Source organism: Pseudogemmobacter bohemicus (assembly GCF_003290025.1).
In the GTDB taxonomy this organism is placed as follows: domain Bacteria; phylum Pseudomonadota; class Alphaproteobacteria; order Rhodobacterales; family Rhodobacteraceae; genus Pseudogemmobacter; species Pseudogemmobacter bohemicus.
Window position 1 is genome coordinate 390,055 of record NZ_QNHG01000002.1, and the last position, 25,992, is coordinate 416,046.

Below are 25,992 nucleotides of genomic sequence, written 5' to 3' on the forward strand. Positions count from 1 at the left end.
AGGATGAAGCGCTGTCAGGGTCCTGGCAGCACCATCACGCATGGATACCAGATCGCCGGGACGAAGATCGCACAGACGGGTCTTCCCCCCCGGCACTGCAATCATTCCTTCGGCATCAATGCCACCGGACAAGAAGGCACTTGCGACAGAAACCATTCTGGATTCAACCCATTCCATAGGACCACTTTCTAAGTCAGGGAGTTGAAGCTTGGCGATGCGTCTGTAACAGGTTGAGAACTGAACCAACGTCGTCCTGATCCGATTTACGGGTAATGCACTGCCCCCGAGCGGGCGACTCACTCATGGAACTGACCGGGATTTCTCAGGCTCGCCCGATCATTCAATGCATTAAATTTGCGCCATAGATTCGGATCGGTAAATTACGAATAACTACCTAAGTCGCTTCACCGTGTGAATCGCCCGTCATTTAAGGCTTTTTTCTGACGAACATCGCCACAAAGGGGACATAATTCGGGCGCATAATCCGTGAAAATCGAGTCCAATGTTTCAAAATATTAAAAATATCCTGGAGCGATTCCTGCCCGGGCAGAGCAGGCGCAGGGCGCGAGGTTTTATCTGGATTGAAGTATCAGATAGCGTGACGCGTGATTGCGCGATAAGGGAAATGCTGAGGCCCGCAGGGTTTCAGAGATGGCGGATGACGTGACGTGAAGACGTCGGAGATGTTCGGGGCCATCGACATCAGCTGTTAGTTTTAACGAGTGATTGTCAGCCATCAACCAATCCGTCTGTAAGATGGGTGCGGATCATTTTCGCCTCGGGGTGTCAGTCGTATCTGCTTCCGGGATGCCCGGATCAGTTTCTGTGCGTAAACTGGTGAAAAAGTAACTTAATTATATCAGTATGTTGCTTCAGTGTTTCGCAATCATCAGAGCCCATCTGCACCTGTTGCAATGCCGCACGCCTGACTGCCTTCGCCTGCGGAGAAAGGGAGTCTTCCCTCTGATCAAAGCTGTAATCACGGACGAAGCCATTAAATTACGGGGCAAGATATCCGAAGAAACCGGTACAATCCTGTGCCGGTTGCATTGAGCGGCGTGATGGACAGATTTATGATTCATAAATCAATCTTATGATATCGCAGATTGCCTGGTCTCTGCGTTAAATCCAGTCTTAATAAAGGCCACTCTATGACCTGTTGGCCATAATTCGTTCGCGCTTTATTCGCCCTTAAGACTGTCAGATCCATGGCAAAACCAAGTCCCCGCCCCGGAAATAACAGTGAAGCACATAGGTAATGCTACAGAATTTATGACTCAGGCCCGGAATTATAAACTGAGTCATCCAGTCTGAGCACGGCATGTGTGGCCGGTTGTGGGTGCTTGAAGACAGATCAGGAGTTACGGACAGATGCCGACGACATTCAACTGGATCTACCTTGGTGTTCCCACGAATACTCTCGGTGCTACGATTTACATAGATATCAACGAGACCGGCGATACCAGTGCTGAAAATGCTGCGGCCCTGAACGGGCAGACCTTCGGTACGGCAGGAAACCCGCTTTATAACAATATTACTTCGACCACTATGAACGGCACCGGCAGCTTTCTGAATCAGAATACCGGGCAGACCTTTTTGACGACTTACGGCGGCACCACCGGCACCCTGACACATGATGCCATTGCAACCTATAATATCACGCTGACCTACGCCGATGGCACCACCGCCACGACAACGGGTATTCTGGTGCAATCAACGACCGGACAATTGTTCCTGGCTCCCTCGCTTTCGGCAAATGCTGCGCATATTGCCAAGCCGATTGTGTCGTTGAACATCGACTCTGTCCTCTCCAGTGTAGGGAGCTTAGCCCTGGACAGGCCCATGGTGGGCTGGGACGATGGCTGGGTGCAGGGCACGGACGGCAATGACACGATCGGGCCGGGCACTGTCGAGCCTGTGGGACGCGGTTCAGATGTCATTGACGGTGGTGACGGTGTGACCTCGGCTGGCACGGGCTGGAATGATGACCGGATTGACGCTGGTGGGGGCAATGATGTGGTCTATGCCGGGCTGGGCAATGACCTCGCCTATGGCGGCGGCGGCAATGAAAGTCTGTTCGGCGGCGATGGGAACGATACTCTCGACGGCGGCACCGGCAATGATACGATCAATGGCGGTGCGGGCAATGACCTGCTGAATGGCGGCAACGATGCCGACACTTTCCTGATCACAGGGGCGAATTTCGGCACCGATACGATCGTCGGCGGCGAGGGCGGCACCGATCTCGACAGGATTGATACCAGCGGTGTCAGCGGCAATATCACTGTCAACTATAGCGGTGTCGAGGCCGGGAGCCTGAGCTCTTCGACCGGCGGCACCGCGGGCTTCTCCGAGATCGAGGCGATCACCACCGGCGGCGGCAATGACACGATCAATGCCGGATCCAATACGGCGAATTCCAGCTATGTGCTGGGTGCAGGGAATGACTCGGTCATCGGCGGCAGCGGCAATGAGGCCATCGACGGCGGTATCGGCGATGACATTTTGTCTGGTGGTGGCGGCAATGACAACATTCAGGGTGGCACCGGCCAGGATCTGATCGACGGTGGCACCGGCAATGACACCATCGACGGCGGCGATGGCAATGACGTGCTGTCGGGCGGCGATGATGATGACAGGATCCTTGGTGGCCAGGGCAATGATACCATCGACGGTGGCTCGGGTGCCGATCTGATCTATGGCGGTGACGGCGATGACTCCATCAATGGCGGCATCGGCAATGATACGATCTACGCCGGCACCGGCTCTGGCGAGACGAACTATATCGAGGGCGGGCAGGGCGATGATCTGCTCCATGGTTCTGATGGCACCGACACCCTGAGCGGTGGAGCAGGCGCCGATATCCTGCATGGCAATCTCGGGAATGACAGCCTGATCGGGGGTGACGGGACCGACAGTCTTTATGGCGGCCAGGGCGATGATATCCTCTCGGGCGGTGCGGATGGTGACAGTCTGGACGGCGGTGACGGCAATGACCGCCTGACCGGAGGCAGCGGCGCCGATACGCTGACCGGGGGCACTGGCAATGATGTCTTTATCATCGACACGGGTGGCGACCTGATCACCGATTTCGGCGCCGGCAATACCGGCAGCATCGATGATGGCGACAATACGAACAACGATTTCGTCGACCTCTCGGCCTATTACAACGAGACCACACTTGCCGCCTGGAACGCCGCTAACCCCGGCAATACCTATGGCAACCCACTGGCCTGGATGCGGGCGGATCAGGCTGATGGCATCCTTCAGCAGGTCGGCGGTCTCCAGATCCAGAACGGTGGTGTCGCCGTTGCAGCCGGCCAGCTAAGCGCAGATACCACCGGCGTTACCTGCTTTACCCGGGGCACGATGATCAAAACCTCGCTGGGGGAGGTGGCCGTCGAAGATCTTCGTGTTGGCCAGCATCTGGTGCTGACTGTCGACAGCGGATACCGGCCGTTTTCCTGGATTGGATCACGAGCACTTACTGCCGGGGATCTGGCCCGGTATCCGAACCTTCTGCCCATCCGCATCCGCGCGCATGCGCTTGGCCCGGACAACCCTGTGCAGGATCTGGTTGTCTCGCCGCAGCACCGCATTCTGGTCAACTCGCGGCTGGTCAGAAACATCTCGGGGGAGATGACAGCGCTGGTGGCTGCAAAACATCTCGTCGGCCTGCCCGGTATCGCAATCGCCCATGACATGGAGCGGGTGGAATACTGGCATTTCCTGTTCGACGGTCACGAGATCGTCTGGTCAAATGGGGCGCAGACGGAGTCCCTCTACACGGGGAAAGAAGCCCTGAAATCCCTCAGCCCGGAGGCGCGGCGCGAGATATTCCAGATTTTTCCCAACCTTGAGCGCCCGGAATGCGTCAGTGAACCGATACCGGCACGTCGTCTTCTGACTGGCCGCGAGGGTCGCGAGCTGACAAGGCGCAATCTGCGCAAGGCGTCCAGACTTGTAGAAGTACCTGCAACTTCAGTAAGTGCCCATATGGTTTAGGTGTTTGGTCCCACGGCTATTTGGCGCGATCCTTTCTTTGGAATGGGCGCACCACGGCCCCCCGGACTATCCGGGCAAAAATACAGCGATCAAAGGTCGAGGACCTGCCCGCCAGTGCTTCATGCGCGGGTCTGAGGACCCGCAGAGCTGAGCCTGGCAAGAACCCCAGGTCATGGTGACAAATGGCGGAGCAAGAGCCTGATGCAGGCGATGCCTGCGAAGCCGGGGAAACTGTCTGCGGTTCTGTCGCAGCGGGTTTCCGGCCGGCGGCTGTTCTGCGACGTGTTGAGGCAGCACTCGACCAATTCGCGCAAGGTTCAGATGGTCATGTCTACAGGCTTGCGCCCTTTTCGGTTCTCTTGCATCGGGTGAGGAGGTTCTGAAACCTGTCCGGTGGATTGTTTTCCCGACGCAAGGGCAGGGCGTTGCGGATCTCGATGTTTCCCGAATTTTATCAGAGCGATAGCCGCTTTCGGTCACGAGAACGGCTGGCTGTGGCAGTTGTCCGCCATCACCAGATCATAGCCGGTGCGGTCGGACTCCTGCCCGGGGTGATCCCGGTTCTCATCGGGGGGCCTGTGCCGTTGACGCGGATGCGGATGCGGGTCGGGAACCCACCTCTCGAACGGCCAGGAGCCTCTTATCGGCAGTCCCCTTTTTGCGCCTGCCGCATGATGATGGGCGCGGATCGGAGCCCGTGCTTCCAGGATTCTCAGCGCCCGGCGCAACCCATGGTCACCCGGCGCGACGAACCGCCATCCGGACCGCGTAGCGGTGTTTCATCTCTGCGACAGCGGCCCATCGGTGCCGCGCCCCGCCAGCCAGTCCTGCGCGACCGGGCCGAAGATCATCCGGCCGACGGCAAAGCCGCGCACCAGCGGATAGCGGCAGCGACGCGGAAGCTCGCGGCCAGCTCCGCCTCCGGCGCGTCAGGGCCGAGGACCACGATGCGATGCGCTTTCAGACAGGTTGCATCAATCATAATCGTCTGCCCGTCGGCAGACTCAGCCGCCGGGTCGTGCAGCATTCGGGGGAGCACCCCATCCGGCTCCAGCGCTTCCATCGGTTGCAAAGTGTCTTCGGTGTGCCGTATTCGCGGGGCCGTCGCGCCAGAAAAAGCCATTACGATTGCTGAATATTATGCTGCTGAGACCGCGACGATCACCGATACAGGGGCGGTCACGGCTCCTTGGGGGAAACGGCTCAGGCCGAGCCATCTGCGCCTCCGTCAGCCAGAAGAGGGCTCATCAGCAGGGCCTTCCGGGCTCATCTGAATCATCGGACAAGATCACAATCAAGGGATCCTGACCCTATGCCAGGGCTGGCTTTTTGCGGTATATCGGCTTACTCCCCCAAGGTGATCGCGTGTTATTATGAACCCGCTAAGGAATAGTCATGTAAACCATGACGTGACCAACCTCCTGCGGGGGTTCCTCTGAGCCGGCAGTTGGCTCCGATACGGGGAGGAGTACAGGATGAAGACTGACCAAAACGGCCAGCGTACGGTTTTTGGCCTCGTCGCCATCGTGATGATTATCGCGATCTGCTTCATCGCGGATCTGAACATCCCACTCGGCCATGCGGTCTGGCTGGGCTATCTGCTGGCGCTGACGATCAGCTTCTCCCTGCGGTTCATCTGGTTGCCATCGGTGATCGCGGTTGTCGGTATCGTGCTGCTGATCCTCGGCTATTTGCTGGATCCGCGGGAGGTCAATGTTGAAATCGCGTTGTCGAACCGGGGCCTTGCCGCCACAGCGCTGATATTCCTCGCGGTTGCCGGGACTTTTATGGTGCGAAACCGCCTGCGTATCGCGGCCGAAGACTGGCGCAAGAATATCGAAATGCGGCTGGCGAAAGAGCTTGAGGGCGATCTGAGCCGGACGCAGATCGGTGAGAAGGTTCTGCGGCTGATTGCCGGGACGCTTGAGGCGCGGGCAGCGGTCCTGTGGGAAAAGCAGCAGGACAGCCTGATCCCGGTCGCGTCCTGGGGCACAGTCAACACGCCCGAGGCGCTGCATGCGGGACAGCCCGGTCGTGAGGCCGGCCATCTGCGCCGGGCGCTTCGGGAAGACGAAACCGTGGTGCTGGTGGCGGCGGGTGAGGCGGCACTTGACTGGGGTTCGGGCCTGATGCATGGCCGCACCGCCTGTTCCGTGATCGTGCCAACGCGCGAGAATGGCACGGTGAACGGCGTGATGGAGATCGGTCTTGACCGTGAGCCGACCGATACCGTGCGCGAACTGATCGCCAGCCTCGGCGACAAGGTCGGGGTCGAGCTGCGCTCGGCGCATTACCGGGAAGAGGTGCAGCTATTGCTGGATGAAACCCGCCAGCAATCCGAGGAGTTGCGCAGCCATTCCGAGCGGCTCTCGGATACCAATGCCGAGCTGGAGGAGCAGGCCGAGGCGCTCAAACGCAGCGAGGCGCTGATGCGCGACCAGCAGGCGGCGCTGGAAGAGCAGAATGCCCAGCTTGAACAGCAGACCTCCGAACTGGAAGAACAGCGCGACGCTCTTGCCAAATCGGGGCAGAAACTGGCGGAACAGGCCGAGGAGCTGGCGCGCGAAAGCCGCTACAAATCCGAATTCGTCGCCAATATGTCGCATGAGCTGCGGACACCGCTGAACGCGCTTCTGATCATGGCGCGACTCCTGAGCGAGAACCGTGGCGGCAATCTGACGGGCGAACAGGTCCGCTGGGCTGAAACGGTGGAAAGCTCGGGCAAGGATCTGCTGCGGCTGATCAATGACATCCTGGATCTCGCCCGGATCGAGGCGGGCAAGGTTGAGATCGCACCAGAGCCCAGCGACCCGCGCGACATTGTCCGGCGCATTTCGCGCGCCTTCACCTTCGCGGCACAGGAAAAGGGCCTCACGCTTGAGACAGAGATTGCCGGGGATATTCCGGGGATCGTCACCGATCCCGCGCGGGTCGAACAGATTTTGCGCAATTTCGTCGGCAATGCGCTGAAATTCACCGATCACGGCTCGGTCACGCTTTCGCTGACGCGTGAGGGTGAGGGGGTGTGTTTCCGGGTGAAGGATACCGGGATCGGCATCGACCCCGGACAGCACAAGGCGGTGTTCGAGGCGTTCCGCCAGGCGGATGGTTCGATCTCGCGCCGTTTTGGCGGCACCGGGCTTGGCCTTGCGATCTCGCGCGATCTCGCCGGGCTGCTGGAGGGGCAGATCACGCTGGAGAGCAGCCCGGGTGAGGGCAGCACCTTCTCTCTGACCCTGCCGGATGTGCTAAAAGGGGTCAGCCAGGCCAGCCCCGCAGTTCCGGGGCCCGGCCTTGCCGCCCAACGCCCGCAGCCGCCAACGCCCGTGCCGGAGCGCAGCCCGGCCCTGACCACCTCCCTGAGCGATGATCGCGACGCTTTGGGCGACGACGAGCACCGTCTGCTGATTGTCGAGGATGATCCGGCCTTCGCCCGCATCCTTTTTGACCTCGCGCATGAGCGGGGGTTCCGCGCGATCGTGGTCGCCAGCGCCGATGAGGCGGTGCGCGCCGCACAGACCCATCTGCCCCAGGGCGTGATCCTTGATATGGGTCTGCCGGATCATTCCGGCCTGACCGTGCTGGACCGGCTGAAACGTGCGCCCGCGACGCGGCATATCCCGGTTCATGTCGTCTCCGCCGCCGATCACACCCGCGATGCGATGGCGAAGGGCGCGGTGAACTACCTGATGAAGCCGGTTGCGCGCGAATCCCTTGTCGAGGCGCTCGACAGTATCGAGGCCCAGGCCAATACCCATATCCGCCGCCTCTTGGTGGTCGAGGATGACCCTGCGCAGCTTTCGGGGATCAAGGCGCTGCTGGGATCAGACGCTGTCGAAGTCACCGGGGCAGCCACCACAGCCGCCGCCCTGACGGCGTGCCGCAACAAGACATTCGACTGTATCGTTTTGGATATGAACCTGCCCGACGGGACCGGTTTCGACCTTCTCGAACAGCTCGGCCAGGATGAGACAGCATCTTTCCCGCCGGTGATCGTCTATACCGCCCGCGCCCTGACCGATGCCGAAGAGCAGCGTTTGCGCCGCTATTCGCAATCCATCATCGTCAAGGGCGCGAAATCGCCCGAACGGCTGATTGATGAGGTTACGCTGTTTCTCCACCAGGTGGTCTCGGATCTGCCGCAGCGCCAGCGCGACATGCTGGCGGCCTCGCTGAATCGCGATGCGGAACTGGACGGGCGCAGGATCCTGGTGGTCGAGGATGATGTCCGCAACATCTACGCCCTGACCGGCGTGCTGGAGCCGCACGGCGTTGATGTCCGCATCGCCCGCAACGGCCGCGAGGCGCTGGATATGCTGGGCCGGGTGAGCAACGGGGGCGAGCCGCCGGTCGATCTGGTGCTGATGGATGTGATGATGCCCGAGATGGACGGGCTGACCGCGACGAAAGAGATCAGGCGCATTCCGGACTGGCGCGCTTTGCCGATCATCATGCTGACGGCGAAAGCCATGGCGGATGATCAGGCCAAATGCCTTGCCGCCGGGGCGAATGATTACCTTGCCAAACCGCTCGACGTGGACAAGCTTTTGTCGCTGATCCGGGTCTGGATGCCGAAATGACGGTCCCGGTTTCCGCCAGCGACAGGATCAGCGATATCGAGACGGACCTGTTTCTGGACGCGTTGCGGCGGCGCTATCATTACGATTTCAGCTCTTACGCCCGCTCGTCTTTGATGCGGCGGGTGGAGGTGGCGCGGACGCGGCTCGGCTGTGACAGCATTTCCGCGATGCAGGGCAGGGTGCTGCGCGAGCCGGATCTGCTCCATGACATCATCGACGCGATGACGGTCCAGGTCAGCGACCTCTTCCGCGATCCTGGCTATTATCTCGCACTGCGCCAGAAGGTGATCCCGCATCTGCGCACCTTCCCTTCGCTCAAGGTCTGGGTGCCGGGCTGCGCCAATGGCGAAGAGCTCTATTCGCTGGCCATTCTTTTTGCCGAAGAAGGTTTGCTGGAGCGCACGATGTTCTATGCGACCGAAATCAACCGCCGCGCACTCGCCAAGGCCTCGGCCGGCATCTATGAGACCGCCCGCATCCCGAGATTCAGCGAGAATTACCGCGCTGCGGGCGGCAAGACCACGCTTTCCGACTATTATACCGCCGCCTATGGCGCGGCGGCCTTTCACCGCCAGCTCCGCCAGCGCACGCTGTTTTCCGAACATGACCTCGCGACGGATCAGGTCTTCTCCGAGATGCATCTGATCTCATGCCGCAACGTATTGATCTATTTCGATGAAACGCTACAGAACAGGGTTCTGGGGCTTTTCGCGGATTCACTTGTGCGTGGCGGTTTTCTGGGTCTCGGCTCGCATGAAACCCTGCGGTTCTCCTGCATGAAAGCGGCCTTCAGCGCCCATGACGAGGGTGAACGGCTCTGGCGCCGCACGAATATCGAAAAGTTAGAACATGCCTCATAAAGCCATCCGCTTCCTGCTGGTCGACGATATCCCCGAGAACCTGCTCGCGCTGGAGACGCTCTTGCAGCGCGACGGGCTGGAGATCCACAAGGCGCGCTCTGCTTCCGAGGCGCTGGAGCTGATGCTGCGCTACAATTTCCACCTCGCCTTTGTCGATGTGCAGATGCCCGTTACCAATGGCTATGAACTTGCCGAGCTGATGCGCGGCACCGAGCGGACCCGCGAGATCCCGATCATCTTCGTAACCGCCGCCGACCATAACGAGATCCGCCATTTCCAGGGCTATGAGGCCGGCGGGATCGACTATATCTACAAGCCGATCGACCCGATCATCCTGTGCTCCAAGGCCGAGGTTTTCTACCGGCTTGCGCAGCAGACCATCAACCTCGAACGCCAGCGCGACGAGCTGCGCGAAAGCGCGCGGGCGCGCGATCTTGCCATCGCCGCTTTGCGCGCCCATGCTGACAATTCGCCGCTCGGGCTGATCGAATGCGATGCGCGCCTCGTGCTGCGTGGCTGGTCGGGCGGTGCCGAACGGATATTCGGTATTGCTGCGGATCGGCTTCTGGGCCGGGATCTGGGCCGCGCCGGTTGTTTCCAGGCGGAGACGCTCGCGCAGTTCCGGGACTGGATCGCCAGCGCCGGCACGGTCGCGCGGCACAGCGCCGAGGTGGTGGCCACCGGCGCGAATGGTGAGATCAATTGCGAAATCCATGGCTCTGTGGTGATCGACCCGGCCACCGGCAGCCATTCGCTGTCGCTCCAGGTGCTGGAGACGACCGAGCGCCATCAGGCCGAAAAGGTCCGCGCCCTTCTGGTGGGGGAGCTGAACCACCGGATCAAGAACACGCTCGCCAATGTGCAGGCGATCATGCGGCAGACGCTGCGGACATCCTCGACCCTGCCGGAGTTCAATCAGCGCTTTTCCGGTCGTCTCCAGGCCCTGGCACGGGCGCATTCCATCCTTTCGGATGTCACATGGTCGAAGGCCTCGCTGGGGCAGCTGGTCCGGGATCAGATCGAGGCAGGAACGCTCGACCGCGATTGCATTGATGTCAGCGGCCCGGAGGTTGCGCTCTCGCCCGAAGTGACGCTGCGCCTTGCACTGATCCTGCATGAGCTGGGGACCAATGCGGCAAAATATGGCGCGCTGTCGCAGCCCTCGGGGCGGGTGGCGCTGTCCTGGAGTATCGGTGCCGAAGGGCTGAACGTGACCTGGCAGGAGGCCGGCGGCCCCGCCGTCACCGCGCCCACAAGGCGCGGTTTTGGTTCGGATCTGATCCGCAATGGCGTCGGCGATGGCCTTGTCGAGGTCGACTGGCGGCAAAGCGGCGTGGTCTGGCGTATCCTGATCCATTCCGGCTTCACCCGCGAAGGGGCGGCGCGCGGCCCAGAGGCAAAAGCCGACAACCCCGCCACGACACCGCGCGACGGGATCCGAGACAGCCGGGTGCTGCTGGTCGAGGATGAGCCGCTGATCGCGATGGAGCTGTCCGATGTGATCGAAGATGCCGGCGCGAAGGTGGTGAAGGTCGCGGCCAGCCTTGATGAGGCGATGGTCGCGGCGCGCACGCTGGATATCGACATGGCGCTGCTGGATGGCAATCTGCGCGGCGCGCCGGTGGATGTGGTCGCCCATACATTGCGGCTGCGTGGTGTGCCGTTTTGCTTCATCAGCGGTTACAGCCGCGAACAGCTGCCGCGCGATTTTCAGGACGCGCCGCTTTTGACCAAACCGGTGGAGCAGGACAAACTGCTGCAAGTCATGCTGGAGTTGCAATCAGGCAAATGGACGCCGGTGACGGGCTGATCCGAACCGGTGCTTCACCAAACGCGCTGATCCCGGCAGCCCATACAGAGATTGATGCCGGCTGCCAGCGCTGATCCCTGGTTCTTGCAGGATTCAATGCATTTTCAACCTCTTACCGATTGGGGTCTCCCAGAGACGCAATATAGCTCCCGGCGCCACTACTGACTTCCTCCGGTTTCTGGCGCGCAGCCCTGACCTGTGATTTCGCCGCTGCGGGGCCGGGCCCGCGAAGCAGCATCCCATCATCAAAGGCGCGGAGGCCGGCCCCGGGGGCGCCCCCTCAGCGGCGAGATGGCTGTCGGAGAGGGGGGCGCCGCTGCCATGATCGGGGGACGCAGGCTCGTCAGAAAGGGTCACATTCAGATCATCCTCATCAAGGTCCAGATCAATGCCAGCGCCCTCTTCCGTCGCATCGGCGCCCGGCATAGAGGCCGGGAAACCGGCCCGGAGGAAAGACGCCATCTTCCCGGATTCCCACCTGAGGCGCGGCGACCATCTCGTCATCGCCCGTCGTGCTGAATTCGACGGCAATGCGGCCACAGAATTGCTTTATGGCCACGAGGTCGCGCAGGTTGTCGAAATCACCCATGCCGCAGATGGGGGAGCTCCTCCGAATGCTGCATGGCCTGGCGGCTGAGGCTGCCGACGGACAGACGATCGTGACTGATGCAACCTGTCTGAAAGCGCATCGCAGGGCCTCCAGCCTGCGGGTGAAAAAGGGGAAGCCGAAGACCCCAGCCCCGCTGCCGCGACCTGCAGATCGGAAAGGCTGCGCGGGTCCGGGACCGCCGAGGGCGAAAGATCAGGCAGCAGAACCCGCGGGTCCAGCGGGTCCAGCGCGTGCAGCTCTGTTCGGCCTGACAGCGGCACCGCCGGCCCCGACAGCGCAATCGCGATGATCGCCGCTGCAAAGGGCTACAACCCCGCCGCCCTGGTGAGGTTGACCCTGAACCTGTCGCGTCTGCGCTGATAGCGTCGGGTCATTTCTGCGCTTGCATGGCCGAGTTGTTTCTGGACATGGCGCTCATCGACTTCGGCCGATGAGGCGAGGCCGGCGCGGAGGCTGTGGCCGGAGAAGAGGGCAGGGCGGTCGCCCTCGGGCAGGTCGCCGCGCAGCCCTGCCGCCCGGGCGGCGCGTTTGACCAGTCTGGCCACCTCGCGGTCATTGAGGCGGAGCGGCCCTGGTTCCTTCCCGCCGCCGGTGATGCGGCGAAACAGCGGCCCCTGGCTGATGCGCGCGAATCTCAGCCAAAGCTCCAGCGCGTCGAGCGGGCAGGTGGCGGGCGAGGAGCCGCGTCCGATCTCGACCTCGCGCCAGCCGGTTTTGCCGCGAAGCGTGACCAGCAGCCCGCCCGGCAGCAGTTCGATCCAGCCGCGCCCGTCCTCTGTCTGGTCGCGGCCCGCATCGAGGCCGGTGATCTCCGAGCGCCTGAGGCCCCCGGCAAAGCCGATCAGCAACATGGCGCGGTCGCGCAACCCGCGCAGGGTGCTGCGGTCGCAGGTCTCCAGCATGGCCATGAGATCCCCGGGCAGGATCGCCTCCTTCTGCCTGGGCGGGGCGGCATGGCTGTTGCGGATCCCTGCGAGGACGGTGGCGATATGGCGGTCGCGCCGGTCCAGCGTCAGGCCGCGTTGGGTATAGGCCCAGGTCAGCGCCGAGAGCCGGCGCTCGATGGTCGGGACCGCGTTCTTGCGCCCCCCGATCGACGTCGCGCCGGACGCACAGGCGGTGATGTAAAGCCCGACGATCTGCGGGTCCGGTCGGATCGGGGCGGCATACAGACGTGCAGATCAGCCATCACCAAGAGATAAGAAGTCGCGATAATTTGAACGCTGCACGCTGCGGCCAATTGTCAGAGACATAATGCCCAATCGCTAAATTTTACGCGTTGGCCGATCTGGTGCGATAGAATCTGTGTGAGGTCATTGTTGATATGACCGCACTGGCGAACAATGCGGATGGTCTTGTGAAATCCGACCGATCGAACCGGGATAAAAGCCGTGACCCGGCAAGGCTGAAGGGATCTCTGACAATGCGGAAAGCCACAAGGCTTTCGGTTTCGTCTGTGATTGTCTGGCCGGTGCAGGCGGCGCTGATCGCCTGGACCATTTCGGATCTGATCGCGGGCGAGGTGCCGGCCTGGTATGCGGCGCTGCTGTTCATCCTGCTCAGCGGGCTGCGGGCGGGCCTCGACTGGCGGGCCGAGGCGGCGGCGCAGGTCGAGGCGGCGAGGACCATCGCTGATCTGCGGTTGCAACTGCTGGATTCGGCGGTCTGGCGTTCACCTGCGGGACCGGGCGAGGATGCGGCCGCGCAGGCGGCCCTGATGGGCGAGAAGGCGGCCATGCTGCGCCCCTGGCTGGAGAAGTTCCTGCCCGCCATGGGCCGTGCCAGGATCGTCCCGGTGGTGATCCTGGCGCTGGTCGCGAGCCAGAGCTGGACGGCAGCGCTGGCTCTGGCGGTCACCGGGCCGCTGATTCCGGTCTTCATGATGCTGATCGGCTATGCGGCGCAGGCGGCCTCGCGCGATCATCTGGTCGAAGCGGGGGCGCTGAACCGGCTGCTGATCGACCGCATCGCAGCCCTTGCCGACCTGAGGTTTCTGGGCGCCGTGGGGCAGGCCGGAGCCGATCTGGAAACCCGTGCCGCTGATCTGCGCGCGCGGGTGATGAAGGTTCTGCGCCTCGCCTTCCTGTCCTCGACGGTGCTGGAACTGATGGCTTCGCTCGGGGTGGCGCTGGTCGCGGTGCAGATGGGGGTCTCGCTCCTCGGGCTGGTGTCCTGGGGCGGGTGGGGCGGACAGATCAGCGCCTTCGGGGCGATCTTTGTCCTTTTGATCGTGCCGGATTTCTATCAGCCGATGCGGGATCTGGCAGCGTCCTGGCATGATCGGGCGGCGGCTCTGGCGGTGCTGGACGAGGCGCGGGCCGCGCTGGCGCAGGACGGGCCGCGCATCCTGGGCGAGGGCGCAGTCCCCGCCGCCCGCAGCGACAGGCCCTTGCCGCTGCGCTGGCAGGGTCTGGTGATTTCGCCCGGACAGGGTGCCGCGATTGCTGTGCCGGACGGATGCCTGTTGCCCCGGACGGCCACGGCGGTCACCGGGCCAAGCGGGATCGGCAAGACCACATTGCTGGCCACGCTAGCGGGGCTGCGCCCGGCACTGTCCGGCACCATCCGCTTTGGCGATGTCGGGCTTTCGGACGCGACGGTCGCGGGTCTGCGCGGCGCGACCGGCTGGCTGCCGCAGCAGCCGCGCTTTCCGGCGATGAGCCTGCGCCGCTGGCTGCGCCTTGCCGCGCCGGAGGCCACCGACGACGCCCTGATCGAGGCGCTGCATCGCGCCCGCGCCGGTCATGTCCTGGCCGCGCTGCCGCAGGGCCTTGGCACCCGCCTTGGCGAGACCGGCGGCGGTGTCTCGGGCGGCGAGGCGCGCCGGCTGATGATCGCCCGCGCGCTGCTTGCGCCCCCGGCGCTTCTGCTGGCGGATGAGCCGACCGCGGATCTGGATGCGACCTCTGCGCAAGAGATTACCGGGGCGCTGCTGGCGCTGCGCGGCTCGGGCAGCGCGCTGCTGATCGCGACACATGACGCAGGGCTGATCGAGGCGATGGATCACGTCATCGCGCTACACCCCGGGAGGGCGGCCGCATGAGACATCTTGCCGCCGTCATCCGGGAACTGAACGAAGGCAATGGCCGGCATCTGCGGCGCGCGGCCGTTCTGGCGGCGCTGGTGCCGCTTGCGGGGGCAGCGCTTCTGGGCCTCTCGGGATGGTTCATCGCCGCATCCGCGATGGCGGGTGCGGCCGGGCTTGGCCTTGTCTTCGACTTCCTGCGCCCCTCGGGTGGCATCCGAACGCTGACGCTGATCCGCGCCGCCTCGCGCTATGGCGAGCGGCTGCTGGGGCATGATGCCACGCTGCGGGCATTGGAACGGCTGCGGCTGCGGCTGTTCCGTGATCTTTCCGCTGTGCCGCTTCATACGCTGGCGCGGCGTCATTCGGCGCAGATGCTCAACCGGCTGACCGCCGATGTCGAGGCGCTTGAGGGGGTGCTGATCCGTCTTGTCTTCCCGACGATTGCGGCGGCGCTGTCGCTGCTGGTCGGGCTGGGGGTGATCTGGATCATCGGGGGGGGGGCGCTTGCCGGGGCGCTGGCGGCCATCTGGGCGACGGGGATCCTGTGTCTGGCACGGCTGGCGGGGCCTGGACAGCGCGCCCATGCCCGCCGGGAAGAGGCGGCGCTGCAGGCGATCCGCGCGCGTTCAGCCGGGCTTTTGGCGCTGCGCGGGGATCTGCTGATGCAGGGGCTGCTGCCGCAGGGTCTTGATCAGACAAAGGCGGCGATCACCCGCGCAACCAAGGCGCGCGGCGGCCAGGATCTGACGGGTCGTCTGGCCGGGGTGGTGATGCATCTCACGCCGGGCATGGCGATTGCCGCAACCCTGGCCCTGGGGGGCAGCCTTTCGCCGGCGCTGCTGCTGACGGTGATCCTGATCAATCTTGCCCTGACCGAATGCCTTCGGCTGTTGTGGCGTGGCTGGTCCGAGCGCGGGCGGATCGAACTGGCGGCCCGCAATCTGGCGCGGCGGGTCCCGGATGCCCGGCCAGCACCGGCGGTGATGCCAGCACCCCTTCGCCCTGGCGCAGTCCTGCTGACGGTCAGCAAGCTTGTGGTGCGCGCCCATGACAGCGGCAGGGAGCTGAGCGCAGCCCTGGATTTCACGCTGGACCCTGGTGAGACCCTGGCGATCCATGCGCCATCGGGCGCGGGGAAATCCACCCTTCTGGGCATGCTGGCAGGAGCAGCCGCGTCAAAGCCGGGCGAGATCACCCTTCTGGGCCGCGATCTGTGCCAATGGCCCGAATCCGATCTGCGCGCCCGGCTGACGCTGGTGCCGCAGCGGCCCGCGCTGATCGCCGGATCGCTGGCCGACAATCTCCGCATTGCCGATCCGCAGGCCGATGACGCGGCACTTGCGGCGGTGATGCAGGCTGTGGCCCTGTCGCATTTTCTCACAACGCCCGAAGGGCTCGGGCGGCAATTGGGCGAGCGTGGTGCCGGCCTTTCCGGCGGTGAGACCCGGCGTCTGGCGCTGGCGCGCGCGCTGTTGCGGCAGCCGGACATCCTTCTGATCGACGAACCGACCGAGGGGCTGGACCCGGCCAATGCGGCGGCTGTCCTGCAGGGGCTGCGCGCCTGTCTGCCCCGGTCGGGGATCATTCTCGTCTCGCATCGCGAAAGCGATCTGGCCGGCGCCGACCGGCGCCTGCAACTGCCACCGGCTGACCGTGACAGTCAGATGCCACCAGCCGCGCCAACCCCTTCCCCACATCACACTCCGGGGCACCGCCCCCCTCAGAAAGGAGGCTCCTGATGGAATTTGACGTCGTTGACCTGTCACGACTGCAATTTGCCGTGACGGCCATGTATCACTTCATCTTCGTGCCGCTGACCCTTGGCCTGTCGCTGCTCGTGGCGATCATGGAGACGGTCTATGTTATGACCCGCCGCCCCGTCTGGCGGCAGATGACGAAATTCTGGGGCACGCTTTTCGGCATCAACTTCGTGCTGGGCGTCGCCACCGGGATCACGATGGAATTCCAGTTCGGCATGAACTGGAGCTATTACAGTGTCTATGTCGGCGATGTGTTCGGGGCTCCGCTGGCGCTGGAAGGGCTGATGGCCTTTTTCCTTGAGGCGACCTTTGTGGGCCTCTGGTTCTTCGGCTGGGACCGGCTTTCGGCCCGCGCCCATTGCATCGTGGCCTGGTGCGTGGCGATCGGCAGCAATTTCTCGGCGCTGTGGATCCTGATCGCCAATGGCTGGATGCAGAACCCGGTCGGCGCGGTGTTCAACCCCGATACGATGCGGATGGAGATCGAGAGCTTCTTCGAGGTCATCTTCAACCCGGTCGCCCAGGCGAAATTCGTCCATACCGTCAGCGCGGGCTATGTCGCGGCCTCGATCTTCGTCATCGGGGTTTCGAGCTGGTTCCTGATCAAGGGGCGCCACACCGAACTGGCGCGGCGGTCGATCACGGTCGCCTGTTCCTTCGGTCTGGCCTCTGTCATGGCGGTGATCGTTCTGGGGGATGAAAGCGGCTACGAGACCACCCATGCGCAACGCATGAAGCTGGCCGCGATGGAGGGCATGTGGGAAACGCAGGCAGCCCCCGCATCCTTCACGCTTTTCGGTCTGCCCGACCAGGAGGCGCGCGAGACGCGCTATGCGGTGCATGTTCCCTATGTCATGGGGCTGATCGGCACGCGGTCCCTGACCGAGGAAATTGCCGGTATCGAAGATCTGGTGAAGGAGTCGGAAGAGCGTGTCCGCTCCGGCATCATCGCCTGGGACGCCCTCCAGACCATTCGCACTCAGCGCGCGGACACCCCGCCCGGGGTGCGCGAAACCTTCGAGGCGAACGGCGGCAACCTGGGCTACGGCATGCTGCTGATGCGCTATGTCGAGGATCCGCGCGACGCCACCGAGGCCCAGATCGCCCAGGCCGCCGCAGATACGATCCCGACGGTCTGGCCGCTGTTCTGGTCCTTCCGCATCATGGTCGGCGCGGGGTTCCTGATGCTCGGCTTCCTGGCCTATATGTTCTGGCGCACCAATTTCCGCCAGGGGCGCTATCCCAACTGGGTCCTGCGCGGCGCCGTCCTGATGATCCCGGTTCCCTGGATCGCCATCGAGGCCGGCTGGTTCGTGGCCGAGTTCGGGCGCCAGCCCTGGACGGTGGACGGTCTGCTTCCGACCTTCCTGTCGGCCAGCCGCCTGTCGGTTGCCGATCTGCTGATCACGCTGGCGGGCTTTGTCACGCTTTACACGGTGCTTCTGGTGATCGAGGTCCGGCTGATGCTGGCCGCGATCCGCAAAGGTCCGGTGCAGGATGCGGAAGAAACCGACGCCTGGAACAAAGCGCATCAGGCCCGCCTTTCCGGCGTGCTTGCCACCGATATCAAGCCTGCGGAGTGACCCGAGCATGATCCTGCATGAATTTATCAGCTATGAGATGCTGCGTCTGATCTGGTGGGGGCTGATGGGGTTCCTCCTGATCGGCTTTGCGATGACCGATGGCTTTGACATGGGGGTTGGCGCGCTGTTGCCCTTTGCGGCCCGCACCGATGTCGAGCGGCGCATTGCCATCAATACAATCGGCCCGGTCTGGGAGGGCAACCAGGTCTGGCTGATCCTTGGCGGCGGCGCGATCTTCGCCGCCTGGCCACCGCTTTATGCGGTCAGCTTTTCGGGGTTCTATCTTGCGATGTTCCTGATCCTGGCGGCCCTGATCCTGCGGCCCGTCGGGTTCAAATACCGCAACAAGAAAGAGGATCCGAAATGGCGGACCCGCTGGGACTGGGCGCTGTTCATCGGCGGCGCGGTTCCGGCGCTGACCTTCGGGATCGCGGTCGGAAATGCGCTTCAGGGGGTGCCTTTCCAGCTGACAGAGATGATGGTGCCGCTTTACCCCGGCAATGCGCTGATGAAGCTGCTCGCGCTGCTCAATCCGTTTGCGCTGCTGGTTGGTATTGTCAGCCTGACCATGCTGATCACCCATGGCGCGGCCTGGCTTTCGTTCAAGGCGGAAGGCATGGTCGCGGTCCGGGCGCGCCGGATCGGGGTCGTGACCGGGGGGATTGCGATCCTCGGGTTCCTGGCGGCCGGGCTCTGGCTGGCCTTCGGCATTCCGGCCTATCACTATGTTGGAGTGGTTGATCCCGCAGGCCCGTCCAACCCGCATCTGACTGCGATGGCACGGGGCGGGTCCTGGCTTGCGGCCTATCAGATCCGGCCCTGGATCGCGGTTGCGCCGGTGCTGGGGGTGATCGGTATCGCCTTGGCCGCATTCGGTCTGTCACGCGGGGCCGGCGGCTGGTCGCTCCTCGCCTCGAAACTGGGTATTCTCGGCGTGATCTCAACCGTCGGGCTGACGATGTTTCCCTTCATCCTGCCGTCGTCGCTGGATCCGAAATCCTCGCTGACCGTCTGGAATGCCTCGTCGTCGCACCAGACCCTGTTCATCATGCTGGGCGCCACGCTGATCTTCATGCCGATCATTCTGGCCTATACCGCCTGGGTATACCGGGTGCTCTGGGGCAAGGTCGGCGCGGACGAGCTGACAAAAAATCCCAATGCCTATTGACCCGGAAGGAACTCTGAAATGTGGTATTTCGCCTGGATGCTCGGGCTGCCGGTGGCAGCGATGTTCGCAGTCATCAATGCGATGTGGTTTGAAATGAGCGAGGACCGTCGCCATTCCGGCGCATCGGAAGACTGAGACCAGACCCTCATGCGGGGTAAGGCGCTGCTCGCGGTTCGCGGGCAGCGACCGGCTTTCCTGGGGTATCCCCCTGCTTCCCTGAAACACGACCGGCTCCGCCATTTTACACGGTGCTGACAATGACGGTGAGCTGTTCGGGCGGTTGCGCCACCAGGCCAGACTGCTCTGGCCGCTTCCGGGTCAGCAAATTGCGCATGCGAAGTTTTCCCTTGTACCTATAGTTGCCAGAGGTGTCATAGGATGATTCTTCAGCAGCCAACCCGCTGATGCGGCGCAGGAGAATTAAGATGAGCACCTCCGGATCGGATCACGCGGCCCATGGCCCGGATGACGGCCATGACCACGCCGAGGTCGTGACGGCCGACAACGAGAGACGCATCCGCTTTGTCTTCATCTTCACCGCATCTTACGCAGCCATACAAGCGGTGGGCGGCTGGATTTCCGGCTCGCTCGCGCTTATCGCGGATTCCGGCCATATGGTGTCAGATGCGGCGGCACTTCTGCTGGCGCTGATCGCCTATCGCGTGGCGCGGCGACCGGCGGATGGCACACGCACCTACGGCTTTCACCGGGTGCGGGTGCTGGCGGCGCTGGCCAATGGCGCGTCGCTGCTGCTGCTGGTGGCATGGATCACATGGGAGGCGATCCAGCGTTTCAATGCGCCGGTCGAGGTCATGGCCTGGCCGATGCTGATCGTGGCGACCATCGGCCTCCTCGTGAACCTTGGAGGCGTCTGGATCCTGTCGCGCGGGCGCAAGAGCGACAGCAACCTGCGCGGCGCGATGCTGCATGTGATGGGTGATCTGCTGGGTTCGGTGGGCGCGATTGCTGCCGCCATTGGCATCATGCTGACAGGCTGGGCGATACTCGACCCGCTCTTGTCGGTGCTGGTCTCGGTTCTGGTGGTGCGCTCGGCCTGGGGGCTGGTGCGCGACTCGTTGCGGGTTCTGTTGCAGGCGGTGCCGCGCGGCTTCGATGCACGCGTGGCCGAGGCGAAACTGGCAGACGAACTGCCCGAAGTGGCCGAGGCCGGGCATTTCCACGCCTGGACCCTGACGGATGAAACCGTAGTGGCCACGGTGCATGTGACACCCTCTCCCGGGGCTGATCCGCTGGTGCTGCCCGCCCTGGTTGCCAACTGGCTGAAGGCGCGCCATGACATCGACCATGTGACGGTTCAGGTCGACCCGCCCGGTGCGCTCTGGCGTGGACAGGGGCTGTGATCCCTGACACATCCGTGACCATTGTTCACGCAATCGGGATTTGAACCTGTAGTGACTACAGGGTGCAGAAGGGCCATGCCCGCAGCCCGGGTATTGATTCTACACGAGGTGCAACATGGACCCTGTTTTTGCAGCCGAACCCGCTCGCCGCACCGGCGGCCTGCTCTGTCCGCATTGCCGGGTCGATCTGGTGATGTCTGACCGTCAGGGCATCGAGATCGACTATTGCCCGCAATGCCGGGGTGTCTGGCTGGACCGGGGCGAGCTGGACAAGATCATCGAACGCAGCACGGCCGAAGCGCCTGCCCCCCGGCAGGCAGGGCCGCTGCGCGACGATCAGCGCGCGCAGGTCCGGAATCAGGGCACCCGGTATCAGGATGATTATGACGACGATCGCGACTACAGGTCGGACAGCCACGACTCGGATCGTGGGCGCGACCGGCATGGCAAGGACCGGCGCGACCACAGTGGTTCTTTCCTGCGGCGGCTGTTCGACTGAGGCCGGTCATGGCCTGGATCTCCGGTTGCCAGAGGCTCTGCGCGCCATCGACCGCCAGGCCCGTGAGGCCAAATCCAGGGACTGCGCGGCAGTCGTGCCCGATCTGAACAGGTTCCTCCCGCACCCCGCCGCGCCGCGATCGGGACACCGGGTGTCACGGTCTGCCGACCTTCTTCCCGGACGGCTGACCCCTGAGGATTGCACGTTTCGAAGCCCTGGCCACGGAAATCCTCAGACCGGTTTCCGGCGCTGGCAAGCTGCGGCTGACAGAGTAATTTTTGCGGATACAGCACGTCTGACAATACCGTGAGCAGGGGATGAGGCATCTTGAACCTCAGGTGGCTTGAGGTTGTAGGCGCTGTCCCTGAGAAACGGAGACGGACACCGGAATGATAGCTGTATTCGCATTCATTGCAGGCGGGCTTTGGGGCGCCTTTCTGGCTTATCGCCGGGGCGGAGCGCTTGCCGACATGGCACAACACGGTGCGGCATGCGCTATTGCCCTCGGGCTTGTTGCCATGATCGCCAGCATTGTCATGGCGCGCTTTCTCGAGGTCTGATCCGATGTTGTTGCGAAAGACACAGGCATTCCTGCTGGTTGCCGCTGGCGGCGCCGTTACAGCCAATGATACCGCGAGCCGGTATTGCCCGCCGCGCGACTGCTCACAGAACAGGCGGAGTTCCGTCCGGCCTTCGCGCGGCCGGATGCAGCGGGCGAAGCCAGGGAAATTCCATCCGGGTTCTCCGGCTTCATCCATTGTCCCGATATTCGCCCAACCATGCAGTGCAAGGGCGCAGAGGTCCCGGACGATCCGGGTGGGGGCGAGGAGCTTGTGCAGCCTCTGCTCCTTTCGATTGCCCCCTGCGGCTTCCTGTTTCGCTCCGATGGGGCCTTCACCAGCATCATGGGCTTCGGTGAAGACCCGCAATGCGCCGTTCCGAAAATCCGGCCTATCCTGACCTGAAAGGACATCCTGCCAGATGCCTCGTTCCCAATTCGCTATTCTTGCGCTTGTTGCGCTTGCCACGACAGCCGCAAATGCGGAAATCCCTGCCACGCGCCCGATGCCCTCGCCCCTTGCCGATATGGCGGCGGACAGCGTGGCCGATGCCGGGAGCAGTATCGCGGAACCCCGGGCTGCTGCGATGGCAGGGCTCACGGGCGATACAGTGATCGAACATGGTGAATCGCTGGACCGCGTGCTCTCCCGGCTGGGCATCCGTCCTGAGGTTCGGGCAGAAATCGCGATGGCATTTGAAGATGTCTATGATCTGGGCGACCTGCGCCCGGGCGATGTCCTGAACTGGAAAATCTCACGCGAGGATCCGGGCCGCCTGGCATCGCTGCGCCTGCAGGTGTCTGGCGGTGTCGAAATCGAGCTGAGTTTTGCCGGCGGTATCGAGGCCAACCGTATCGACCCGACGATGATCACCCGCGAACGCAACGAGGTGCTGGTGCTCGACGGCACGCTTTATGATGCGCTGCTGGCGCGCAATGCGCCGGGGCGCTTTGCGGTGGACCTGGTCGCGCTGATGGCGGGTCAGGTCGATTTTCGCCGCGACATCAAAGGCGGCGAGACCTTCGCGCTGGTCTGGCAGGAAGATGCGCTGCCGGACGGGACAATCGCCGGCGAGCCGCGCCTGTCCTATGCGCGCCTCACAATCGGCGAGAATATATATGAGCTGGTGTCATCCGACCCGGCCAGCCCGATCATCCTGTTCGAGAACGGCACCGCCGTGCAGCGCAGCGCGCCCCCGATCATGGGCGCCAGGCTCTCTTCCGTTTTTGGCAATCGCAAACATCCCGTGCTGGGCGGACAGCGGATGCATACCGGCATAGATTTCGCCGCTCCCATCGGAACGCCGGTGAATGCGACCGGAGCCGGCCGGGTGGTCTTTACCGGCTCCATCCGCGGTTACGGCACCACGGTCGATATTGATCATGGCGGCGGGGTCATCACACGCTATGCCCATCTGTCAAAGATAAGCGATGCCCTGCGCAAGGGATCACGCGTAAGCGCGGGGGATCAGATCGGGGCAGTCGGGGCAACCGGGCTCGTTTCGGGGCCCAACCTGCATTACGAGGTGCGCGTCGACGGCCGCCCCGTCGATCCGATGCAGGATGAGGTGATGCCCGAGCAGGAAACCGCAAGTCCCGCCGATCTGGCCTTGCTGGAAACCGGGCGGGCCAGAACCGGCTTTGACCAAGCTGATCGCGATGGCTGAAACACGCCTGCCCGGGTCGCGGGTGTTGTCCTGTCAATATGATGCAATGAGTGAGCGATGCCTCTGATACTTCCACGGATCCCGTCTGGCGCCGCGCTTGGCCTGTTGTCGATGCTGAGCCTTGCCGCCTGTGCCAATTTCAGCCCTGCATCACCGCCACGACTCGATGAGGGCGGCGCGGCAGTCGAGGGTCTGTATCAGGTAACGGCCGAGAACATTACGCAGATCCGCGCGCGCGCGCTGGATACGCTTAACAATACACGGCAGGATTCGGGGCTCTCTGCCGTGATCTCCGACCCCTATCTGGAGCAGGCGGCGAACGGTCATTCGCGTTCAATGTCCGACCAGGGGCGTGCCTGGAATTTCGGAGCCGATGGCAGCTCACCGCCGGAACGCGCCCGCCGTGCCGGCTTTCAGGGAACCGTTCTGGGCGAGCTGGTTTCGGAAACCTATGAGACCGAAGTTCAGGCCATCGCGACATGGATGGGCAACGACCTGGCCCGGAAAACCCTGCTTGATCCGGCCGCGCGCCGTATCGGTTTCGGCCTGTGGCAGGACATATCGGGCAAGCTTTGGTGGACGCTTGTGGTGGCCGACTGATGAAAGGAACAGCCTTGATCCATACCGTAACCCGTCGGGGGCTTTTTGGCCTCGGAGCTGCGTCCATCGCCATGATTGCCGCACCTGCCGTGCTGCGGGCCCAGGATATTACCTTTGTACCGCCTTCCGATGCGAAGCGGCACAACATCGCCAGCTTTCGCGGCCAGCGCTGGCAGGACCATTTTCAGAACCTGCGCAAGGGTGCGATCCTGTGCGATCTGGAATCGCGCGCCCTGCATTACTGGTCCGAGGACGAGAGCCTCTACCTCATACATCCTTCTTCCGTGCCGATGAGCGAGGAACTGACCCGCCGCGGCTATACGGAAATCGTCCTGAAGCGGCGCAATCCGACCTGGATCCCGACCCCCAATATGCGAAAGCGTGACCCAAGCCTGCCGCAATCAGTGGGTCCAGGCCCTAACAATCCGCTGGGCAGTCGCGCTCTGAACCTGAGCTGGCAATATTACCGCATTCATGGCATCGATAAGGTCGAGAAGATCGGCCGGCCCGCCTCGAACGGATGCGTCGGCATCTATAACGAATATATCGAGCGCCTGTTTGACCTGGTGGAGATCGGAACACAGGTCCGGCTGCTATAATCCTGCCCGTGCACTAATTCCTTCCCGTGAACTCAGGCGCCTTGCCCCATGGTGCAGGTGGTAATATGAAAACATTCCCTATATGAGACCCGGAAAAATGCTGACCAGACGCCATTTTGTCATAACCACCGCCGCGCTTTTCTCACAGCCCCTTGCGCTGCCTGCCTTTGCGAAATCCAGCCCCGGCGAGTCGCAGATGGCGGCCTGGGACGCCGAGGTGACGCCAGCGGGCTATGATCCGGCAACATCCAACCCCTGGGGTCTGAACCCGCGATTTCTGCCGCGGCTTGTCGAAGCGAACAGTGGTCTGAAGCCCGGCGACATACATGTCGATGCTGTTGCCCGATACCTCTATCACATTCAGAATGATGGCATGGCGATGCGCTATGGCGTCGCGATCGGGCGGGGCGATCTTTACGAACCCGGCACCTATACGGTGCGTCGCAAGGCCAAATGGCCTCACTGGACGCCAACCGCGAATATGATTGCCCGCGAACCCGAAGTTTACGGAAAGTTCGCCGACGGGGTGGAGCCAGGTCCGTCAAATGCGCTCGGATCGCGTGCGCTCTATCTCTTTGTCGGTGATCGCGACACCTATCTGCGGATCCACGGCACGCCTCTGCCGCGCTCGATCGGATCGCGTGCAAGTTCCGGCTGTGTCAGAATGGTGATGGCGCATATCATCGGCCTGTATGAGCAGGTAGAGACCGGGGTGACAGCGGTGCTCTACCCCGGTGAAGACCGTATTACGGCGCGCAGCTGATGATACGACTGGTCTGCCCTCTCCAGCAGAGAGGGCAGGTCACTCAGCTCTTTTGTACACAGATCGGGCGCCCGCGCTGCGACAACAGCGGGATCAGCGTGGTCTCGACCGGTCCGGTATGTTCATACCAGTAGCATCCATCTTCCGGCACAAGGCGCGCGCTAGCCAGATCCTGATTTGGTCCAACCAGGGCCAGAACTTCTTCGGAGAGAGGCGGCAAGGATGGTTCTGCGCCAGTTGTCGCAACACAGCCGCTGAGCAGCCCCGCAATAAGCGCCAGTGTAGTCAGCCGTAACATTGCTCTTGTCCCCATATTAAATCAGACCCCTAAGGTGATTGATCCACGCCGGTCGCTCTGTAACCGCAAGGCTCCGGGGATTGATACCGGTGTGCCCATGGCCAGACAAGAACCCAGGCCAGACAGCTGAAGCTTTTTTGAACGGTTTCCTCGTTTCCTCGCCCCGCGACCAGAATATTGAGTGCAAGTGCAGTCGCTTTCTTCGCCGCCGGAGCGAAGCCTGCCAGAGCCATGCCGGCGAT

The 25,992-nt window shown here is 62.9% G+C and carries 21 protein-coding genes and 3 pseudogenes; 18 read left to right on the top strand and 6 right to left on the bottom strand.

What is annotated here, in order from left to right; genetic code table 11:
- Positions 1-1,371 precede the first annotated feature (1,371 nt).
- Positions 1,372-4,005, top strand: coding sequence for a Hint domain-containing protein (locus DRF71_RS09930; RefSeq protein WP_112310409.1), 2,634 nt, complete (start codon positions 1,372-1,374; stop codon positions 4,003-4,005).
- A 170-nt stretch (positions 4,006-4,175) separates the two neighbouring features.
- Here DRF71_RS09930 and DRF71_RS28555 read toward each other — a convergent pair.
- The 3 genes and pseudogenes from DRF71_RS28555 to DRF71_RS28565 form a co-directional block, all read right to left on the bottom strand.
- A pseudogene (locus DRF71_RS28555) lies at positions 4,176-4,694 on the bottom strand (IS5/IS1182 family transposase); the annotation flags it as partial.
- 90 nt (positions 4,695-4,784) lie between these two features.
- Entirely contained in the window at positions 4,785-4,856 is a 72-nt protein-coding gene (locus DRF71_RS29405; RefSeq protein WP_408634536.1) for a hypothetical protein, read from the bottom strand.
- A 98-nt stretch (positions 4,857-4,954) separates the two neighbouring features.
- A pseudogene (locus DRF71_RS28565) lies at positions 4,955-5,222 on the bottom strand (transposase); the annotation flags it as partial.
- Positions 5,223-5,480: 258 nt separating this feature from the next.
- On the opposite strand from DRF71_RS28565, the gene DRF71_RS09940 reads away from it, so the two are divergent.
- Genes DRF71_RS09940 through DRF71_RS09950 form a run of 3 tightly spaced genes read left to right on the top strand, consistent with a single transcriptional unit; the run spans position 5,481 to position 11,255 of the window.
- Positions 5,481-8,585 (top strand): response regulator, encoded by a 3,105-nt coding sequence (locus DRF71_RS09940; protein ID WP_112310410.1) that lies wholly within the window; start codon positions 5,481-5,483, stop codon positions 8,583-8,585.
- A complete protein-coding gene (locus DRF71_RS09945) occupies positions 8,582-9,445 on the top strand; it encodes a CheR family methyltransferase (RefSeq protein WP_112310411.1) in 864 nt (287 codons plus the stop codon). Before DRF71_RS09940 ends, DRF71_RS09945 begins: the two co-directional genes overlap by 4 nt.
- The gene (locus DRF71_RS09950; RefSeq protein ID WP_112310412.1) at positions 9,435-11,255 is read left to right on the top strand and encodes a response regulator; all 1,821 of its coding nucleotides are present in this window, start codon (positions 9,435-9,437) and stop codon (positions 11,253-11,255) included. The genes DRF71_RS09945 and DRF71_RS09950 overlap by 11 nt, the downstream gene beginning before the upstream one ends.
- Positions 11,256-11,640: 385 nt before the next feature.
- Here the strand turns inward: DRF71_RS09950 and DRF71_RS09955 are convergent, their stop codons facing one another.
- A complete protein-coding gene (locus DRF71_RS09955; RefSeq protein WP_112310413.1) occupies positions 11,641-11,844 on the bottom strand; it encodes a hypothetical protein in 204 nt (67 codons plus the stop codon).
- 25 nt (positions 11,845-11,869) lie between these two features.
- On the opposite strand from DRF71_RS09955, the pseudogene DRF71_RS09960 reads away from it, so the two are divergent.
- Positions 11,870-11,977 (top strand): annotated as a pseudogene (locus DRF71_RS09960) (IS5/IS1182 family transposase); the annotation flags it as partial.
- A gap of 193 nt (positions 11,978-12,170) precedes the next feature.
- On the opposite strand, the gene DRF71_RS09965 reads toward DRF71_RS09960, so the two are convergent.
- Positions 12,171-12,767: a tyrosine-type recombinase/integrase gene (locus DRF71_RS09965; protein WP_332872060.1), complete on the bottom strand. Its 597-nt coding sequence runs from the start codon at positions 12,765-12,767 to the stop codon at positions 12,171-12,173.
- Positions 12,768-13,288: 521 nt separating this feature from the next.
- Between DRF71_RS09965 and DRF71_RS09970 the strand changes: the two genes are divergently transcribed.
- The 13 genes from DRF71_RS09970 (at position 13,289) to DRF71_RS10030 (ending at position 25,452) form a co-directional block, all read left to right on the top strand.
- Positions 13,289-14,908, top strand: a complete 1,620-nt coding sequence (locus tag DRF71_RS09970; RefSeq protein ID WP_198672136.1) for an ABC transporter ATP-binding protein/permease — start codon at positions 13,289-13,291, stop codon at positions 14,906-14,908.
- Positions 14,905-16,632, top strand: a complete 1,728-nt coding sequence (locus DRF71_RS09975) for an amino acid ABC transporter ATP-binding/permease protein (protein WP_112310416.1) — start codon at positions 14,905-14,907, stop codon at positions 16,630-16,632. Before DRF71_RS09970 ends, DRF71_RS09975 begins: the two co-directional genes overlap by 4 nt.
- The gene (locus tag DRF71_RS09980; RefSeq protein ID WP_112310417.1) at positions 16,632-18,236 is read left to right on the top strand and encodes a cytochrome ubiquinol oxidase subunit I; all 1,605 of its coding nucleotides are present in this window, start codon (positions 16,632-16,634) and stop codon (positions 18,234-18,236) included. Before DRF71_RS09975 ends, DRF71_RS09980 begins: the two co-directional genes overlap by 1 nt.
- A gap of 7 nt (positions 18,237-18,243) precedes the next feature.
- On the top strand, positions 18,244-19,404 hold the full coding sequence (cydB, locus tag DRF71_RS09985) for a cytochrome d ubiquinol oxidase subunit II (protein ID WP_112310418.1): 1,161 nt from the start codon (positions 18,244-18,246) through the stop codon (positions 19,402-19,404).
- Between the two features lie 18 nt (positions 19,405-19,422).
- A complete protein-coding gene (gene cydX, locus DRF71_RS09990; protein ID WP_112310419.1) occupies positions 19,423-19,539 on the top strand; it encodes a cytochrome bd-I oxidase subunit CydX in 117 nt (38 codons plus the stop codon).
- 290 nt (positions 19,540-19,829) lie between these two features.
- Entirely contained in the window at positions 19,830-20,765 is a 936-nt protein-coding gene (locus DRF71_RS10000) for a cation diffusion facilitator family transporter (RefSeq protein ID WP_112310421.1), read from the top strand.
- A gap of 115 nt (positions 20,766-20,880) precedes the next feature.
- A complete protein-coding gene (locus tag DRF71_RS10005; RefSeq protein ID WP_112310422.1) occupies positions 20,881-21,264 on the top strand; it encodes a TFIIB-type zinc ribbon-containing protein in 384 nt (127 codons plus the stop codon).
- Between the two features lie 389 nt (positions 21,265-21,653).
- Entirely contained in the window at positions 21,654-21,824 is a 171-nt protein-coding gene (locus tag DRF71_RS27375; RefSeq protein WP_157971025.1) for a hypothetical protein, read from the top strand.
- A gap of 84 nt (positions 21,825-21,908) precedes the next feature.
- Complete coding sequence (locus DRF71_RS27380; protein ID WP_157971026.1) at positions 21,909-22,229, top strand: hypothetical protein; 321 nt, start codon at positions 21,909-21,911, stop codon at positions 22,227-22,229.
- 16 nt (positions 22,230-22,245) lie between these two features.
- Complete coding sequence (locus tag DRF71_RS10015) at positions 22,246-23,490, top strand: M23 family metallopeptidase (RefSeq protein ID WP_112310424.1); 1,245 nt, start codon at positions 22,246-22,248, stop codon at positions 23,488-23,490.
- A 57-nt stretch (positions 23,491-23,547) separates the two neighbouring features.
- Complete coding sequence (locus tag DRF71_RS10020) at positions 23,548-24,090, top strand: CAP domain-containing protein (protein WP_112310425.1); 543 nt, start codon at positions 23,548-23,550, stop codon at positions 24,088-24,090.
- Complete coding sequence (locus DRF71_RS10025) at positions 24,090-24,689, top strand: L,D-transpeptidase (RefSeq protein ID WP_112310426.1); 600 nt, start codon at positions 24,090-24,092, stop codon at positions 24,687-24,689. The genes DRF71_RS10020 and DRF71_RS10025 overlap by 1 nt, the downstream gene beginning before the upstream one ends.
- Positions 24,690-24,786: 97 nt before the next feature.
- Positions 24,787-25,452 (top strand): L,D-transpeptidase, encoded by a 666-nt coding sequence (locus tag DRF71_RS10030; RefSeq protein ID WP_112310427.1) that lies wholly within the window; start codon positions 24,787-24,789, stop codon positions 25,450-25,452.
- A gap of 43 nt (positions 25,453-25,495) precedes the next feature.
- On the opposite strand, the gene DRF71_RS10035 is transcribed toward DRF71_RS10030, so the two are convergent.
- The gene (locus DRF71_RS10035; RefSeq protein ID WP_232831431.1) at positions 25,496-25,750 is read right to left on the bottom strand and encodes a hypothetical protein; all 255 of its coding nucleotides are present in this window, start codon (positions 25,748-25,750) and stop codon (positions 25,496-25,498) included.
- Positions 25,751-25,992: the final 242 nt, after the last annotated feature.